The organism is Paraburkholderia aromaticivorans, from assembly GCF_002278075.1.
Taxonomy (GTDB): domain Bacteria; phylum Pseudomonadota; class Gammaproteobacteria; order Burkholderiales; family Burkholderiaceae; genus Paraburkholderia; species Paraburkholderia aromaticivorans.
Genome location: NZ_CP022991.1, coordinates 610,918 through 627,762 on the forward strand (window position 1 = coordinate 610,918; position 16,845 = coordinate 627,762).

Below are 16,845 nucleotides of genomic sequence, written 5' to 3' on the forward strand. Positions count from 1 at the left end.
ACGATGAGAGCGATTCCAAAGGTCATTCACATTATCTGGCTTGGTGGAGACATTCCACGATGCAACCGCGATTGCATCGTGACGTTCCCGAGACTGAACCCGAACTGGGAAGTGAATCTGTGGATCGACGCCAACCAGTTGCTGACCGGTGAACGTCGCCGTCAGATCGCCGCGCATTACACGAACGCGACGACTCCGAAGGTCACACCGGAACGATGGAAGGAAGTGGCCGATACGCTCGGCAAACAGGGCGGCGATGCCGCCACGATCAAGTATCTGGATCAATACCTGAATCAGCGCGGTGAAGCGCTGCAAGGCATGCGCGTGCAGCAGATCAACTCGATCATGAATTTCTGCAACGCCAACGGAATCAGGCTGCGCGAAGTGCAGCGCGATCTGAGGATGGGCAGGAACGCCGCCATCTATCGCAAGGAACTCGTGAATCGCGGCGGCAACTTCGGTTCGGCAAGCGATATTCTGCGTATCGAGATTCTGCTCCAGCACGGCGGCATTTATGCCGATACCGACGTGAGTTGCGTCAGCCCACTCGGCGACATTATTTGCCATCAGTCTTACCCGCGCTTTTCCGCCGTCAGCATTGCGTGGCACCGCGGTATCACCACGCAGAACTGGCTCAGCGACGACTGGTGGAGAAACAACATCAGGACAGACCAGCAACCGGCCATCAGCAATTCCATCATCGCGGCTCACGCGGGCAGCAGCGGGCTGAAGTCGTACAAATCGTTGATTCACCGAAACTTCAAGGCGCTCAAGAGCAAGGAAGAGTTGCGCCAGCAGTACATGCACGACGTGCGCGGCTCGACCATCAAGATGACCGGACCGAGCGCGGCCGCCGAGAGTTCGGGATTCAAGAAAGTGCGCGACACGATGGCGGAATCACAGATGGCATCTCAGGACGCGGATCAGAAACTGCGCGACTCGCTTTTCATGCGAGACAACTGGTATTTCCCGATGAATACGGTGCGCGACGCCTACTTTCACGACTGGTTATGACGGGCCGCACCGCGCCACTTAAACAACGAGGAAACAATGGAACAGCCGACATTCGTATTCAGGCAGAACGACCTTCTGCGAGGCATGACAAGCGATCTGGCCAAGGGCGCCTGCTGGGGGCTCTCGGTGAAATGGCTGCGTGACTGCTTTTCAGGCGGTCCGAGTGTGGCGGGCCTGGGCATTACGCACGGCCTGACGGCGTCCGAGGGGTTGAAGGATCATGCGCAGTACGGCAACCAGTTCCTGAGCAATAGTTCGGACGACAACAACCTGTCGAACGGTATCGTCATGCTCTCTCAAGGCAGACTGGACGGCGAACGCGATACCGACGCGGACAACCCCGTTGCGCCGGGCATGCTTTCGCTGGGCCGCGCGATGAGTATTTCCGCGACGTTGACCAAGGCTAACGGCAACTATTTCGGCATGGTCATTTTCGCGTGCTCTTTTGGCCGGCACGCGATGGCGGTCACGAAATGGCGCAATGTGTGGGCGCTTTTCGATCCCAACTTCGGCACGTGGACTTATGTCGGGGACAGCCGCGGCGGCGCGCCGGCGAAATTCGCAACGCTCCTGAAAGACAACTTCGACACCTACAAGGTCACGGATGTCAAGCTGCTCAAGATCAAACGGTTGTTCACGGACTAGTCTCGCGGGCGTTGCGCGGCCGTCCGCCCGGCCGCGTGAGCCGAATTTTCAAGATTGACGGAATAGATGAGCGTGGCTGGCTGTTATTTGTCGTTAAGCACATCGACAAACGCACGCGAATCTTTCCATGGCTCACGCAATTACACTCAGCTCCAATCTCGGCAACAGTCTGCTGTTTTCGAACATGAGCGCGACCGAAGCACTCGGGCGGCTGTTTTCGTACCGGCTCGAAGCGATCAGCAGGAACGCCGCGATCGATCTGCGCGCGCTGCTCGGCACGCCGATGACCGTGAAACTCGTCACGCCGCAGAGCTATACCCGCTATTTCAACGGCATGGTGTGCGAGTGTGAACAGGGCGGCTTCGTCACGATCGACGACGTGCGTTACGCGGTCTACACCTTCGTGCTGGTGCCGAAACCATGGCTGGCGACGCGCCGGCGCGACTGCCGAATTTACCGCAGCATGAGCGTGCCGCAGATTATTCAGTCGGTGCTCGGCGACATCGGCTATAGCGACGTGAAGCCGAGCCTCACAGCGAGCTACCCGGCGCGCGACTGCTGCGTGCAATACCGCGAGAGCGACTTCGACTTCATCAGCCGTTTGATGGAGCAGGAAGGTATCTACTATTTTTTCACACACTCCGAAGGCACGCACACCATGGTGCTTGCCGACGCGCTCGGCGCGCATACCACCGTGCCCGGTTTCGGGCAGATTCCGTATGCGCCGCCAACCGAGCGCGGCAAGCGCATGATGGCGTCGATCAGCGAATGGCAAACCGCGCGTTCGCTGAACTCGGCGCGCGTGCAGTTCGACGATTACGACTACTTGAAGCCGAAAGCGTCGCTACTTGCTACCGAAGAACTGACTGACAAGGACGAGGCCTCGAACGTGAGCGGTCTCGATGCGTACGACTATTCGTACGGCCACGTCGGTCACGACCAGCGTCTCGCGGACGGCCAGCGCTACGCGCAGGTGCGCGCGGATGCGTTGAACGTGCCGCTTTTCACGAGTTCGGGCCACACGGACGCATGCGGCCTCGCCACCGGCGCGCTGTTCCGGCTCAAGGATTTTCCGGCCGCCGAGGCAAACCAGGAATATCTTGTGATCGGGACCGAGATGCGTCTGGTCGAACCGGACTACGTGACAGGCGGCGGTGCGGACGACGCCGAAGAACCATTCCGTTGCGCTTTCGAGGTGATCCGTAGCCGTCAGCCGTTTCGCACGATGCAGGCCACGCCGCGTCCGCTGATCGCGGGCTTGCAGACTGCGGTGGTCTACGGCGATACGCCCGAGGACATCGCCGTGGATAAATACGGTCGCGTGCAGGTCACGTTTTTCTGGAGCCGGCCCGGCAAACCGCACGCGGAGAACTCATGCCCGGTGCGGGTCGCGCAGATGTGGGCCGGCAAGCGCTGGGGCGCGCAGTTCATTCCGCGCGTGGGTCAGGAAGTCGTGGTGAGTTTTCTCGACGGCAATCCGGACCGCCCGCTGATTATCGGCAGCGTCTACAACGCGGACAACATGCCGCCGTACAGCCTGCCGGACAACAGGACGCAGAGCGGCGTGAAAAGCCGCAGTCACGCTGGCGGCGGCAGCGAGGACTACAACGAAATCCGTTTCGAGGACAGGAAGGGCGGCGAGCAGGTGCTGATTCATGCGCAGAAGGATTTGCGCGAAGAGTCCGAGCACGATCACGATGTGCAGGTCGCGCACAACTACACGTTGAGCGCGGGCAACCAGATCAAACTCGTCACGGGTCTCGCGAGCATCACCATGAACAGTTCCGGCGAGATCGCGATTCAGGGCACCAATATCACGATCAATGGCGACATGAACGTGACGATGAGTTCCGGCCTCGCCATGGAAATCAACTCCAAGGCCAATCTGAACGTGAGTTCGGTTGCGGCGATGGAGGTGTTGTCCGAGGCCGATTGCCTCGTGCAGTCGACCAATCTGCAATTGATCGGCACCGCCACGGCGATTCTCGGCGGCGCCGCTCCGATGATTCTGCCGTTATGAGCGCGCTTCTCGACGCCGCCCGGCAGATGCAGTTGTCCGCGCCGGCGCAGGCCCGTCTGCAGGTCGCCATGACGCCGTTTGCGGCCGTGCGCACGCTGCTCGACGACGGATTGACGGCCGACGCCTTGAGCCTGCTCGCGCGCCTTTTGCCGCGCCGTTACGCGGTGGCGTGGGTGTGTCAGTGCGGCAGCCGTCAGACGCTGGACGATCGCGACCGTGCGGGGCTCGCGCTGGCCGAGGCATGGGTGCGCGATCCGCGCGAGACGCATCGCGCGAGCGCGGCGAAGTTCGCGAGCGAGCACCGTTACCGCAGCATCGGCGCGTGGTCGGCCGCCGCCGCAGGCTGGACCGGCGGCAACCTGAATCCGCGCTACGAGCAGCCGACTCCGCCGCCCGAACATCTCACCGCGCTCGCCGCGATGGCGGCCGTGAACTACATGGCCGCGCTGGTCCCCGTGCAACTCGACGCGCGCCGCACGGCGTTCGTGCGCGACGCGCTGGGCCTGCTCGGCGTTCCTAACGGCATCGACGGAGGTATTCAATGAGCACGATGCAAAGCCTGACTCTGTCGGTGCAGGGCGAGCGAGCCGAGCGCCTGGGCGCGCGCCGCGAACACGAGTTTGGATGCCGCGACGGCAGCATTGGCCGCTCGGACGAGTGCGACTGGGTGCTCGGGGCGGAGGGCGTGTCGCGTCTGCACGCGCTGGTGCGGTATGTGAACGGCCTCTACTTCATCGAAGACCGCAGCACCAACGGCATGTTGCTAAACGGCACATCGCTGCAACGCGGCGAGCCGGTCACGCTGAAACATGGCGACCGCTTGCAGATCGACACGTTCGTCATCGACGTACATATGAAGGGCGAGACGGCGACGCAGTGGAACGCGTTGAACGATAACGAACGCACGGCAGCGACCGCTGCGGCGGGTCGGGATTCGGTTCATTCGGCTCCATCCTTGCCCGCTGCGTCCTCGCCGAAGAACGTCAATCCGCTCGATCTGAGTCTGCTGCTCGCGTCGCGGGGCGAAGATGTTGCCGTTGCCCAGCACGGCGAGGCACATGGTGGCGGCCTGATTCCCGGCGCCGCCGATGCCGCACCCGGCGCGATTCTCGATCCGCTTGCGATGTTCGACGCACCGTCGTCGTACGGCGAGGACGCGCAGGCATCGCCGCCGCCCAACGAAGGCTGGAATCACACGCCTGCCGTATCCGACCGCTTTCATCCGCCGCAAGTTGAAGCAGTTCGCGCGAGCGCTCCGCTGTTGCCGGACGATTGGGATGTGATGAGCAGTCATGTGGCGTCGCGCGTCGAGTCGCGGTCGAATGACTCGCCGCTCGCGACCCCAGCGCAAATGCCGCGCGATGTGCCTGCTTCGCAGCCGCATGCGAGTGCGCCTGAGCGGCTGGCAGAAGGGCAGCCGGAACTGCAGTCGTTATTGCAGTCGCAAGCACAGCCGCAGTCTTCCGCTGAAGCACCGTCGGCAAAACTCCCTGTGCATCAAGAGCAGGCACTGCAAAGCCCAACGCCTGCCAAGGGGCCCACGTCTTTACCCAACGCAGCGCATCCCCACGCGACAGCGCCAGCATCAGCCGCTTCACGCGCATCAGCCGCTGCGCCTCCATCGCCCGAACTCGACGAAATGCTCCACATCGCCGTGGACACGATGATGGACGTGCTGCGCGCGCGTGCCGAACTGAAGAACAGTTTTCGCCTGCCCGCCACGCTGATCCAGCGCGCCGAGAACAACCCGCTGAAGTTCGCGCCGACCGCGCAGGAAGCGGTCAAAAAGCTGTTCGCGCCGCCGGACCAGGGCTTTCTGTGCGGCAGCGCGGCGCTCAACGACGCTGCCACCGACATCCGTAATCACCAGATGGCGATGCTGGCCGGCGTGCGCGCCGCGTTCGATTCGATGCTCGCGCAGTTTGACCCCGCGCGTATCGAAGAGACCGAAGGCGTCGCTGCGCGGCGTTTGTCGTTCGGTGGTCGGCCGAGTCATTGGGAACGCTACAAAGTGCAGTTCGACGCGCTCACACGAAATCCCGACGAGTGCTTCCAGCGCCTGTTCGGCGACGAATTCGCGCGGGCTTACGAAGCACAACTTGCGCGTCTGAAACACCGTCGTGACTAAGCAGCGCGCCTCGACCGCAGTCCATGATCACGAAGACCGAGACGAAGAAGTTACGACGCGCCAACGCATCGACACACCAGGATTGACGTATAGCCATGACCCAAAGCAACAAAGTCATATGGAGCGAAGGCCTGTTCTTGCGGCCTCAGCACATGCAGCAACAGGAGCGCTATTTCGAGCGCTACGTGGAATTGCGCACGGGCGGTTTGCGTCCTTATGCGTGGGGCTTCCAGGAACTGGAGCTCGAAACGGATCTGCTGGCAATCGGCAAGCTCGGCATCAAGCGCGCGCGCGGCGTATTCCCCGACGGCACGCCGTTCTCGATGCCCGGCGACGATCCGCTGCCGCCGCCGCTCGACATCGACTTGAACCTGCGCGACCAGACCGTGCATCTGACGATGCCGCTGCGCTCCGCGACGCAACCCGATAGCGCATGGCCCGGCGCCGCCAGCGACCAATTGCACCGTTTCCGCGTGCACGAAACCGAAGCGCGCGATGCGTCGGGCAGCATGGAAGGGCTCACGACGCTCGAAGTGGCCGGCATGAGTACACGTCTGCTGCCCGAGTCGCAGCCGAACGAAGGGCTCACGCAGATTCCGCTCGCTCGCGTGGTCGAATGCCGCGCGGACCGCCGCGTGATTCTGGACGAAGGTTTCATGCCCACGGCGTTGCACACCGAAGCCGCCGCCCGGCTCGTAACGTTTCTGTCCGAGTTGCTTGGTCTCCTGCATCAGCGCGGCGAAGCGCTGGCGAACCGGGTCGCGCAAACGGATCGCGGCGGCGCGGCGGAGATCGCGGATTTTCTGATGCTGCAGGTGATCAACCGCTATCAGCCGCTCATCGCGCATCTGGCTGCCGCGCCGCTGCTGCATCCGGAAGCGCTGTACCGTCTGCTGCTCGAACTGGCGGGTGAACTTGCCACGTTCACGGCACCGGGCAAGCGCGCGCAGACGTTCCCGCCTTACCGGCACGAGTTGTTGCGCGGGAGTTTCGAGCCGCTGATCGCCGCGCTGCGGATCGCGCTGAGCGCGGTGCTCGAACAGAGCGCCGTGCCGATTCCGCTGCAACAGCGCAAATACGGCGTGTGGGTTGGCGTGGTGCCCGATCCGACGCTGCTCGATACGGCGACCTTCGTGCTCGCCGCCAGGGCCGACATGAAGGCTGAAGATATGCGCCGCCAGTTGCCCACGCAATCGAAAATCGGTCCGGTGGAAAAGATCCGCGATCTGGTGAATCTGCAATTGCCCGGCATTGGCGTGTCGCCGATGGCGGTTGCGCCGCGTCAGTTGCCGTACACCTCCGGCTTCGTCTACTTCGAATGCGACCGCAATTCGGCGATGTGGCGCATGTTGAAAACGTCGGGCGGCATCGCCATGCATTTCGGCAGCGGCTTCGCCGGCCTCGATCTGCAATGCTGGGCGGTGCGGGCATGAGTACGAACCGTCGCAATCAGGATGAAACGCTGCCAGTGGACGCCACCGTGCTGCGCCCGCGCGATCACGCCAGCGTCAATGCAAACGCGACTGCAAACGCGGCCGCAAATGCACGTACCACCGCTGACGACGCAACCCACATCGTGCAGCCGCGCGCGTCCGTGCATGCCGCGCGCTATGCGCGGCGCGCCGAACTCGGCGATTTCATGAGCGGCGTGGCGAACGCGTTGGTGCGCGCGGCCAATCCGCTGCTGCTGTTGACCGTGCAATTGCGGCATAGCGTGACGGCACCCACCGACATCCCACGGCTGCGCGAGCAGGCCGTCGCGCAGGTGCATAGTTTCGAGCGCTACGCGCAGGACGCCGGCATCAATTCGCAAACCGTCGTGGCCGCACGCTACGTGTTGTGCACGATGCTCGACGAGGCTGTCAACAATGCGCCGTGGGGCGACCTGAACGGCTGGGCGCAAAAGACGCTGCTGGTCACGTTTCACGGAGAAACGTATGGCGGCGCCAAGTTCTTCCAGATTCTCGACCGCCTGAGCGCGGACTTCTCGCGCCATCTCGATCTGATCGAATTGATGTATATCTGCCTCGCACTCGGTTTCGGCGGACGCTATCTGGTGGAGCCGGGCGGCCTCGGCCGTCTCGCCGACATTCAGGACGATCTGTACCGCCGCATTCGCGCGCTGCGCGAAGCGCCCGCTGCCGAACTCGCGCCGCACTGGCGCGGCGTGGAAGATCGCCGCAATCCGGTCGTGCGTCACGTGCCGCTGTGGGTTGCGCTCGCAGCGTCGGCCGTAATCGTGCTCGGCGCATTCCTCTATTTCTTCACGCGTCTGAACGCCCTCGCCGAACCGGTCGGCGCGCAGCTCGCCGCTATCGGTCTCGACAGCGCGCCGCCGCCGCAGCGCGCCGTTGCGCCGGAAGTCGCCGCAAAAAGCCTGAAGGCATTGCTCGCGCCGCTCGAACAGACAGGCGGGCTGAGCGTCGACGAACAGGCGGATGGGCGCGACATCGTGCGACTCGCGGCGGGCGCGTTGTTCCCGTCGGGCGGCGCCGATCTTGCGCCGGACGAAATTCCGTTGCTGCGCAGTGTTGCCGCTGCGCTGAACCAGGTGCGCGGCCGCGTAATCGTGGTCGGCCATACCGACGATCAGCCCGTGCACTCGCTGCAATTCAAGGACAACTTCGCGCTCTCGACGGCGCGTGCGCAAAACACGCTGGCGATTCTCGCGCAAGGTCTCGATGATCCGCGCCGTCTCGAAGCGAACGGCGCGGGCTCGTCACAACCGCTCGCGACGCCGCCGAACCTGCCGGCCAACCGGGCGCGCAACCGGCGCGTGGAAATCCTGTACATCCCGGAGAACTGAACCCATGAACATGCTGAAAAACCGGGTGACGTCCCGCTGGTTTGCAATGGCCGTCGGTCTGCTGCTGATCGCCGCACTGATCTGGCTCGGCGGCCCGTATCTCGGCATCGGCGCGTATCAACCGCTCGCGAGCGCCGCCGCGCGGCTCGCGCTGATTCTCGCGATGGTGCTGGGCGTGCTGCTCGCCATGCAACTGCTGAAATGGCGCGCGCAACGCAAGACCGCGCAACTCTCGGGCGAACTCGCCGGACAGGAAGCGCGTCTTGCCGCCGAAGAGCCGGGCAACGCCGAGCGCGCGCAACTGCAACGGCGCTTTCGCGAAGCCATCGATACCTTGCGCAAGACGCGCCGCAACGGCCGCAATCTGTACGCGCTGCCGTGGTATGTCGTGATCGGCCCGCCGGGTTCGGGCAAGAGCACGCTGCTGAACAATTCCGGACTGGATTTTCCGCTGTCGGCGCGCTTCGGCAAGGAGGCGTTGCGCGGCATTGGCGGCACACGCGATTGCGACTGGTGGTTCACCGACGAAGCCGTCTTTCTCGACACGGCGGGCCGCTACACCACGCAGAACTCAGACGCGCTCGCGGATGCCTCGGTATGGCAGGCGTTCCTGACGCTGTTGCGCCGCTACCGCAGGCGCCGTCCGCTGAACGGCGTGATCGTGACGATGAGCGTGTCCGACCTGCTCGCTTTCGACGACGAAGCGCGCGCGCAGCACATTCGCGCGGTGCGGCGGCGTCTGGACGAACTCACGCAGCATCTGAAGGTAGCGGTGCCCGTGTATCTGGTGTTCACCAAGTGCGACCTGGTGGCGGGCTTCGGTGAATTTTTCGATGACCTCGGCCCGGCTTTGCGTAGCCAGGTGTGGGGCATGACCTTTCCGCTCGACGCGAGCCTCGACGGCAGCGCATGCGGCCGCTTCGCGGACGAATACGATCTGCTGCTGGAGCGGCTCGATACGCGTCTGATCGAGCGTCTGCATGCCGAGCGCGACCGCGGACGCCGTGCCGCCGTGCTCAGCTTTCCGCAGCAGCTCGGCGCGTTTCGCGAGATCGCGCGGCAGTTCCTGGAAGGTGCGTTCGGCCGTCACGAGTACGGCACGCCGCCGCTGTTGCGCGGTGCGTATCTGACGTCGGGCACGCAGGAAGGCGCGCCGATCGACCGGATGCTGGGCGCGGTGGCACGCACGTTCGGCGTCGATGCCGCGCGCGTGCAGGTCGGCAGCGGGCAGCGGCGCACCTATTTCGTCGAGCGGCTGCTGCGCGAGGTGCTGTTCCGCGAGTCGGGGCTGGCGGGCACGAACCCGCGTCTGGAGCGGCAAAAGCTGCTCGCGCAAGCGGCCGCCTATGCGGGTATGGCACTGGTGACACTGCTGCTGGTGGCCGGCTTCGCGACGAGCTATGCGCGTAATCGCGCATTGGTTACCGAGGTGCAGGGCGCGTTGAAGGATCTGCCGCCTGCCGACACCCTGGCCGGCGCGCCGGATCTCAAGACGTATTTCGCGCGCTCGCTTGCGCGGCTCGACGTGATCTCCGCTGCGCAGGACGTCGCGGGTCAGTATCGCGGGCATGTGCCGCTGCTGATGCGGTTCGGCCTGTTTCAGGGGCACGCGTTGTTCGCACAGGCGCACAGCGCGTATCTGCGTGAGAGCGATGGCACTTTGCTGCCGGGAGTCGGCGTGCGCTTTCGTGAGGGTCTTGCGGCAAGCGCGAACGAGCCGCAGGCGCTGTACGACTATCTGAAGGGCTATCTGATGCTCGGCCAGCCACAGCATCTGGATTCGGGTGAGCTCGCCGCGCTGGCGTGTCTGGAATGGCAGCGGCTGTTTCCGCAAGACCCGGCAATCGCCAGAGCGCTCGACGAGCATTTTTCCTCGCGCGTCAACGATCCGCAGAAGCCGCGCGCGCTCTCGCTCGACAACGCACTGATCGCTCAGGCGCGCGCCACCCTGAAAACCGCCGACGTCGCCACGCTGATTTACGGCAGCGTGCAACTCGAAGCCGGGCGTTCGGGGGTGACGCCGGTGCGGCTCGATCAGGCGCTGGGCCTGCTCGGCAACGTGTTCGCGCGCAAGAGTGGAACGCCGTTGTCGCAACCGCTGCCGGTGCTCTTTACGCGGCCTTATTTCGCCTCTCAGGCGAACGGTGGGATCGAGCAGTCCGTGGATAACTTCGTGAAGGATTACTGGGTATTCGATACGGGCCGTGTCGATCCGCTCGCGCGCTCTCGCTACGAGCAACAGGTGCTGGCACTGTACGAGCAGGACTACATCCGCAACTGGGATGCCCTGCTCGCCGATCTGCAATTGCGGCCGGTCGCGAGCATTCAGGACGCGAGCGCGCTGGCCGCCAAGCTGTCAGGGCCGAGTTCGCCGCTCAAGGCGCTGCTCAACCTCGTGCGCGACAACACAAGCGACATGCTGCGCGGCGCGGCAAACGCCAGTGGCGTGTCCGGTGCGGACGCGTCGCAGGCGAAGACGATTGCCGGGAAAGTGGTGGCGACGCGCGCATCGAACACGCGGCTTGCGGGAGAGTTGCGCTCGGCAGGAGTGACGGTGCCCGCCGGTTTGGCAAGCGGCGCGGAGAATGCGGGTAGTGCAAACAGTGGCCGCCAGCCAGGCGCCGTAATCGAAGAGCATTTCGCGCAACTGGACCAGTTGAGCACCGGCACGCCCGGCGCGACGCCGCTCGATCACACCATCGGCGTGCTTGATCAGCTTGGCAAGACCTTGCTCACCCTGAACGACCTGAGCGACCCTGCTGCGCAGAACAATGCGGCGGTGCTGGCCGCGCGTCAGGAAGCGGGACAGTTGCCGCCGCAAGCGGCGGGGCTGATCGCGGGCCTTACCGGCAAGAGCGCGGCGCTGGTCGCGAGCGGCAGCAGCGCCGCCCTCGCCGGGCAGTTTCGCGCGGCGGCGGGCAACGACTGCACGAGCTTTGTCGACGGACGCTATCCGTTCTCTTCAGGTGGTGCGTCGGATATTCCGCTACAAAATCTCGCCGAACTGTTCGGCAACGGCGGACGCTTCGACAGCTTCTTCAAAGCGACGCTCGCGCAACGGGTGGATACGGGCGGCCGCGCGTGGCGCTGGAAGCCGGGCGTGACGCCGGGGCCGGACAGCGTGCTGGCGCAGGCGCAGGTGGCCGACGACATCCGTCAGATTTTCTTCAGCAATGGCGCTCAGGCGCATGTCGGCTTCTCGCTGCTCGCGCCGCAATTCGATGCGCCGGTTGCGCGGGTCGTCGTCGAGATCGACGGGCAGAAGTACGACTACAGTGCGAACGGTGTGACGAGTGCGGCGATGGCATGGCCTGGTCCGCAGCCTGGGCATGTCGTAATCAGCGCGTTCGACGGCTCCAATCATTTGCTTGGCGCGCCACTGCGTTTCGACGGTGAATGGGCGTTTTTTCATGCGCTCGACGCGGGGCATCTGCAAAAGCAAAGCGATCTGCGCTTTGTCGCGAGCTTCGATTTCGGCGGACATGTCGTGCGTTTGCCGCTTCAACCGGCGAGCTTGCGTCACCCGTTCCTCAACGACGAAGTCCAGCATTTTAGATGCCCGCGATGAATGGCGTCGGCTTTTACGGCAAGTTGCCGGGCGCGGGCGATTTCGTGAAGCGGCGGCTGCCGCGGGACTTCGTCGACGCGTGGGACCTTCATTTTCAGCGCGCGGTCGAAAACGGCCGCCGCGAATTAGGTCAGCAATGGACCAACGCGTGGCGAGAAGGCGCGGCGTGGCGCTTCGCGCTGCCGCCGCAGGTGTGCGGCACCAGCGCGTGGTGTGGCGTAACCACGCCCGCTCTGGATCGGCTTGGCCGCGAGTTTCCGATGGTGTTGGCGTCGCCATGTGTGGGCGACCTCACGCGTGTTCTCGACAATGCGGCGTGGTTCGACGCGCTCGAACATACTTACCGGAGCGCGCACGACGAAGCCGTCAGCGTCGAGACATTCGACGCACACGTCGCTTCATTGCCGCATATTCAGGCCGATGCGTACGCGTTGGCCGCGCGTTGGAAAGCGCTGCCGTGGGACAGCGGACAGTGGCAACTGGATTTGCCACGCGAGCTTGCAGCGGGTGCGGCGTTGCGGGAGGCGTGGCGTGAGCTTGGCACGCGCGCGGAGCCATGGTGTTTGTGGTGGACCGAAAATGCGGCGCAATTGCTCGCGACGCGTGGCTTGCCGCGCAGCTATGCGGCCTTGCTGACCGGGCGGCGCGTGAAGGCAAGCGAAGGGGAAGAAGACGTACGGCACGCAACCACGTCACCGCAGGACGATACGATTCGACGCAGCCGGCCAGAGGTTAGCGCGACTGCGTCAGCACTCGTCGCGAGCGAGGGTGCCCCCGCTATTGACGAACCCGGCTCCGCATGGCTATGCCTCGATCAGCGCCGCACGCTCGTTTTGAGCGCCGACGATGGGCCGTATGACTCTCGTCGTGTCGCCGCGCGAAGCATCCGCGAAACTGTCTCGGCTAGCGCGCACGATATCGCCGCTGTGCGTGCCGCGCTCATGTCGCTGCATGAGCGGCTGCGCGATTCGAAGTACGGTGCGCCCGATTCCAGCGTACCCGCCGACATTGCCGCCTACGTCGCCACGGAAAAGACAGCCGATATGATTGCTGCCGAAACTGCCGCTGCGGAAGCCGTCAATGAAAACGGCGCGGCCGTTATCGTGCGACTCGACGGCTTGCATGCGCGTTTGCTGCGCATCGGCCCGGCGACACTGTGGCACTGGCGGCGCGGCAAATTGCAGGCGACGTTCGTCGAACGCGCGGCGGGCGAGGGCGGCGAATTCGACGACCTGCTGTTCGGCGACGCATGGCTCGACATGCCCGGTCTCGGCACGCTGGGCGAGCCGGCGTGCGACGAAGCCGCGCTCCTGCTCGAACCCGGTGACCGGCTGCTGCTTCTCGCCACGCGCGCGCTTACGCAACTGCCGCGCGAGTTGCTGGCGCAAGCGCTCGCGTTGCCGACCTGCGGCGACGCCCGTGCGCATCTCGCTCATCTCGCGAATTTGCACATGGCGCACGAGCCGTGGCCGCTCGCGGTCGTGGAAGTGCGCGCATGACGGCGCTCTCCCGCTCCGCCGGCCGCACCGAAACCGGCAACGTGCGACGCCGCAACGAAGACGCGATTCTCGTGCGCGACGATCTCGGGTTATGGGCCGTCGCCGACGGTCTCGGCGGCCACGCGGCGGGCGATTTCGCGAGCACGTTGATTGTCGAGCGGTTGGGCGCGTTGCAGCGTCGGGACGACGTGCACGAGTTCGTCGCCGCGATCGAGGATTGCTTGCAGCAGGTGAACGCGGAGCTGCGCGCTGCCGCTGTCGAGCGACAAGTGGATGTGATCGGCTCGACAGTCGCGCTGCTGGTGCTCGACGCGGCGTTCGTGCTGTGCGGCTGGGTGGGCGACAGCCGAATCTACGTCCACGAAAACGGCGCACTGGAGCAGCTCACGCGCGACCACGTGCAAGGCCAGCCGGCGGATATCACGCGAGTGGACGCGCGTGCGATTCACGCCGTCGATGCAGGCATGCTGACGCGCGCAGTGGGCGTGGAGGAGACGTTGTATATCGATTGGGCAGTAGCCGGCCATCGTCCTGGCATGCAGTTTCTGCTGTGCTCGGACGGCATCAACAAGGAATTGAGCGACGACGAAATGGCCAGCATTTGCAGCGGGCCGCTCGACGTGCGGCAACAGGTAGACCGGCTGTGCGCGCTCGCACTCGGGCGGCTCGCTCGCGACAATCTGTCCGCTGTGATCGTGCGGCTCGACGCCGCGTGACTATCGCCATGAAAGAGACGAAATGAGCGAACGTGAGCAGCAGATCAACGACGCATTGCGCGCGCTCGATGACATGCATCGGCAATGCCGTATCGAACGTGACGATTACCGGCAGCGCCGGCGTCACTTGCTGGACTCGCTGAGCGGCGCAGCGCGAAACAACGGGCACGATACCGTGCGACGCGCGGTGCCTGTGAACGACCTGCAACCGACCCAGGTCACGCCAGCTCGCGACGGTGCGGGACTTCGTGAAGAAACGGCTGAAACACGGCGTGTCCACCCAAGCGCCGCACGCCGCACCGCATGCGCGTTTGCGCTCGGCGCGCTTGCCTTGCTGGCCTGCGCCGCCGCGTTGCGCTGGTTCGCGATGAAAGCCTGAGCGGGCGCTATCGTGATCTGTCCAGCCTTATTCGCTGTCCGGCCCAGCCAGCACCTGAAGTTCCGACAGCCCGCCCGGCGCGATGTCGCGCAGCACGTCGGCAAAACTCTTGCCAACCAGGCGCCGCGCGCGCTTGAGCAGAACCGGCAGCGGGCTCGACGGCTCGACGCGTGCGTAGTACTCGCAGATTTCGTCGAGCCGGCGGATCACGGCCCCTGACCAAGATTCGGTCGAATTGCGATCATAAGCCTTGAGGTTATAAGGGTGACGAGGTTTCCGTTGGTTTTGGAATAACGGAATCAGTCAGTAAAGGCCTGCGCAAACTGCCTCGCCCGCTTTACATCGTCAGCATGCAAATAAATCGACGTGGTCGAGATCGATGCGTGACGAAGGTTGTCGCGGACGGCGCTGAGTTCGACGCCCTTGGCGATAGCGTGAGTGGCATGCGTGTGCCGCATCCAGTGCGGCGTAGCCTGACGGAGTTTCTCGGCGAGCGGCGGATGGTCGTTTTCAATAATCTGCGCCGCTTGCCGGAAAAACCTGCGCATGACTTCCCACAACCGCAGAGGCTTGATGCCGGCATCGCCGTCGTCCAGGCTACCGATCAGCGGCGTGACTGGGTTCCAGCGCGCCCGGCTTACCGCCAGGCCCCGCTCCTGCAGATACCGGTCCAGCGCCGCGCGAGCGAGCGGTGTCAAGGTCACCCTGGCTGGCTTGCCGCCTTTGCCGGTGACGTGAAGCCAGTGATCACCTGCGGCGTCGACCTCGACGTTTCGCAGAGTCGCATTGGCCAACTCGCTGATCCGCAGTCCCGTCGCGTAACCGAAATCCAGCATGAAACGAAGTCGCTGCGCTGCGGCTGCCTGCCAGCCGTACGACCACTCAAGCCCGTTGGCGATGGTGCGTGTGAGCAGCCATTCTCCTTCGGTGAAGGCGTGCGCGGTTTCCACGGCCATGGCGCGCTTGCTGCCGCGCACCTTGATGCCGGCAAATGGGTTGGCCACAACATAGCGCTGCTCCACCAGCCAGCGGAACATGGCGCTGAGCACGGCAAGCGCGTGCGCAATCGAACGCGCCGAGAGGTTGTCGACAAACGGTCTCCAGTCTGTTGATGTGCGCGGCCGCGGCGGTCCAACCCAGCGCTCGCGCGGGGTGGGTCTGCGCAGAAATGCCCTGTAGTCAGTTGCATCCCGCGTGGTCAGGGACGACAGGGCCTTGCCGCGGGCAACAATGGCCCAGAGGATCAGCCGTTCGGCTTCCTTACGGTAGGCGCGCTGCGTGGCCGGGGATTCGTGCAACGCAAGCCATGCCTGGACGGCGTCGTAATCGTTGTCGACGCCCAGGATACAGGTCGACAGCGGTGCGCGGAACACGCCTGCGGATCCGTCAACCTCATGCGGTAGCCGGAGTTGCTCCCATGGCGTCACGACTGACTGCCGGTCGGCGACGATCAGTGCGCGAGCCCGCTCCGTGAGTGCTGGATGCGCGACAAAGAATGCCTCGATCCGCTTTGCACTGGCCGGGCCGAGCCCCGGAACGGCACTCCACCACTGACGACGGCGGGGAATCCTTACCGTGAGATCAGCCAGGGTCCGGATGCCCGCCGCGTGCAGGACACGGACAGCGCGATCCGGCAACCAGCGCGTAATGTCATCCCCGATATGCGGCGTCGGTAAAGGCAGCGTGCGCAACGTTTCGACTGCCTGCGTGGTGGCACGGGCATGATGTCTGCGCTTGTGGGCCTGGCATTCGAACAGCGTCGCCAGATCCGCCCGCTGCCGGCTGCGGGCGTAAAGCGCAAGCTGCCGGCGGATCTGGCCGATGACGCCGCGTGCAGACTGCCCCTGACCGAGCCGGTCCCGCAGGTACCGGCTGGCCGCGTCACGCGAAGATGCGCCTTCGTACCAGGCGCGCAGCGCGGCAAGCGCGTCGGCATCGGGAAAATCGTTCGGCATGTCGGCGGCGACCGGGTTCGGGAGACGCGTTTTCATGACATGGAGTTTAGTCCAGAAATGTCAATACAGAGATAATAACTGTTATCTCTGTACCGATCACGAAAGACGTCCCGCC

The 16,845-nt window shown here is 64.4% G+C and carries 12 protein-coding genes and 1 pseudogene; 11 read left to right on the forward strand and 2 right to left on the reverse strand.

All coding sequences use genetic code 11. The features are described from left to right. Window positions 1-3 precede the first annotated feature (3 nt). From CJU94_RS35840 to CJU94_RS35890, 11 genes are all read left to right on the forward strand, one after another. A complete protein-coding gene (locus CJU94_RS35840) occupies window positions 4-1,014 on the forward strand; it encodes a TcdA/TcdB catalytic glycosyltransferase domain-containing protein (protein WP_095423354.1) in 1,011 nt (336 codons plus the stop codon). A gap of 36 nt (window positions 1,015-1,050) precedes the next feature. Continuing rightward, window positions 1,051-1,659 carry a YopT-type cysteine protease domain-containing protein gene (locus tag CJU94_RS35845; RefSeq protein WP_095423355.1) on the forward strand — a complete coding sequence of 203 codons (609 nt, stop codon included), beginning with the start codon at window positions 1,051-1,053 and terminating at the stop codon, window positions 1,657-1,659. 127 nt (window positions 1,660-1,786) lie between these two features. Then, window positions 1,787-3,679: a type VI secretion system tip protein TssI/VgrG gene (tssI, locus tag CJU94_RS35850; RefSeq protein ID WP_244221124.1), complete on the forward strand. Its 1,893-nt coding sequence runs from the start codon at window positions 1,787-1,789 to the stop codon at window positions 3,677-3,679. Then, complete coding sequence (locus CJU94_RS35855; protein WP_095423356.1) at window positions 3,676-4,224, forward strand: DUF6931 family protein; 549 nt, start codon at window positions 3,676-3,678, stop codon at window positions 4,222-4,224. The genes tssI and CJU94_RS35855 overlap by 4 nt, the downstream gene beginning before the upstream one ends. Further along, window positions 4,221-5,807: a type VI secretion system-associated FHA domain protein TagH gene (gene tagH / locus CJU94_RS35860; protein WP_095423357.1), complete on the forward strand. Its 1,587-nt coding sequence runs from the start codon at window positions 4,221-4,223 to the stop codon at window positions 5,805-5,807. Before CJU94_RS35855 ends, tagH begins: the two co-directional genes overlap by 4 nt. A gap of 95 nt (window positions 5,808-5,902) precedes the next feature. Further along, the gene (gene tssK / locus CJU94_RS35865) at window positions 5,903-7,240 is read left to right on the forward strand and encodes a type VI secretion system baseplate subunit TssK (protein WP_095423358.1); all 1,338 of its coding nucleotides are present in this window, start codon (window positions 5,903-5,905) and stop codon (window positions 7,238-7,240) included. Beyond that, window positions 7,237-8,613 carry a type IVB secretion system protein IcmH/DotU gene (icmH, locus tag CJU94_RS35870; protein WP_095423439.1) on the forward strand — a complete coding sequence of 459 codons (1,377 nt, stop codon included), beginning with the start codon at window positions 7,237-7,239 and terminating at the stop codon, window positions 8,611-8,613. Before tssK ends, icmH begins: the two co-directional genes overlap by 4 nt. A 4-nt stretch (window positions 8,614-8,617) precedes the next feature. Then, window positions 8,618-12,181 carry a type VI secretion system membrane subunit TssM gene (gene tssM / locus CJU94_RS35875; protein ID WP_095423359.1) on the forward strand — a complete coding sequence of 1,188 codons (3,564 nt, stop codon included), beginning with the start codon at window positions 8,618-8,620 and terminating at the stop codon, window positions 12,179-12,181. After that, complete coding sequence (tagF, locus tag CJU94_RS35880) at window positions 12,169-13,680, forward strand: type VI secretion system-associated protein TagF (RefSeq protein WP_244221125.1); 1,512 nt, start codon at window positions 12,169-12,171, stop codon at window positions 13,678-13,680. Before tssM ends, tagF begins: the two co-directional genes overlap by 13 nt. After that, window positions 13,677-14,396: a PP2C family protein-serine/threonine phosphatase gene (locus tag CJU94_RS35885; RefSeq protein WP_095423360.1), complete on the forward strand. Its 720-nt coding sequence runs from the start codon at window positions 13,677-13,679 to the stop codon at window positions 14,394-14,396. The genes tagF and CJU94_RS35885 overlap by 4 nt, the downstream gene beginning before the upstream one ends. Window positions 14,397-14,418: 22 nt before the next feature. Beyond that, the gene (locus CJU94_RS35890; RefSeq protein WP_095423361.1) at window positions 14,419-14,775 is read left to right on the forward strand and encodes a hypothetical protein; all 357 of its coding nucleotides are present in this window, start codon (window positions 14,419-14,421) and stop codon (window positions 14,773-14,775) included. Between the two features lie 27 nt (window positions 14,776-14,802). Here CJU94_RS35890 and CJU94_RS35895 read toward each other — a convergent pair. Next, window positions 14,803-14,985, reverse strand: a pseudogene (locus CJU94_RS35895) (type VI secretion system protein TssA); the annotation flags it as partial. Window positions 14,986-15,074: 89 nt separating this feature from the next. Further along, window positions 15,075-16,766 carry a site-specific integrase gene (locus CJU94_RS35900; protein WP_095423363.1) on the reverse strand — a complete coding sequence of 564 codons (1,692 nt, stop codon included), beginning with the start codon at window positions 16,764-16,766 and terminating at the stop codon, window positions 15,075-15,077. Window positions 16,767-16,845: the final 79 nt, after the last annotated feature.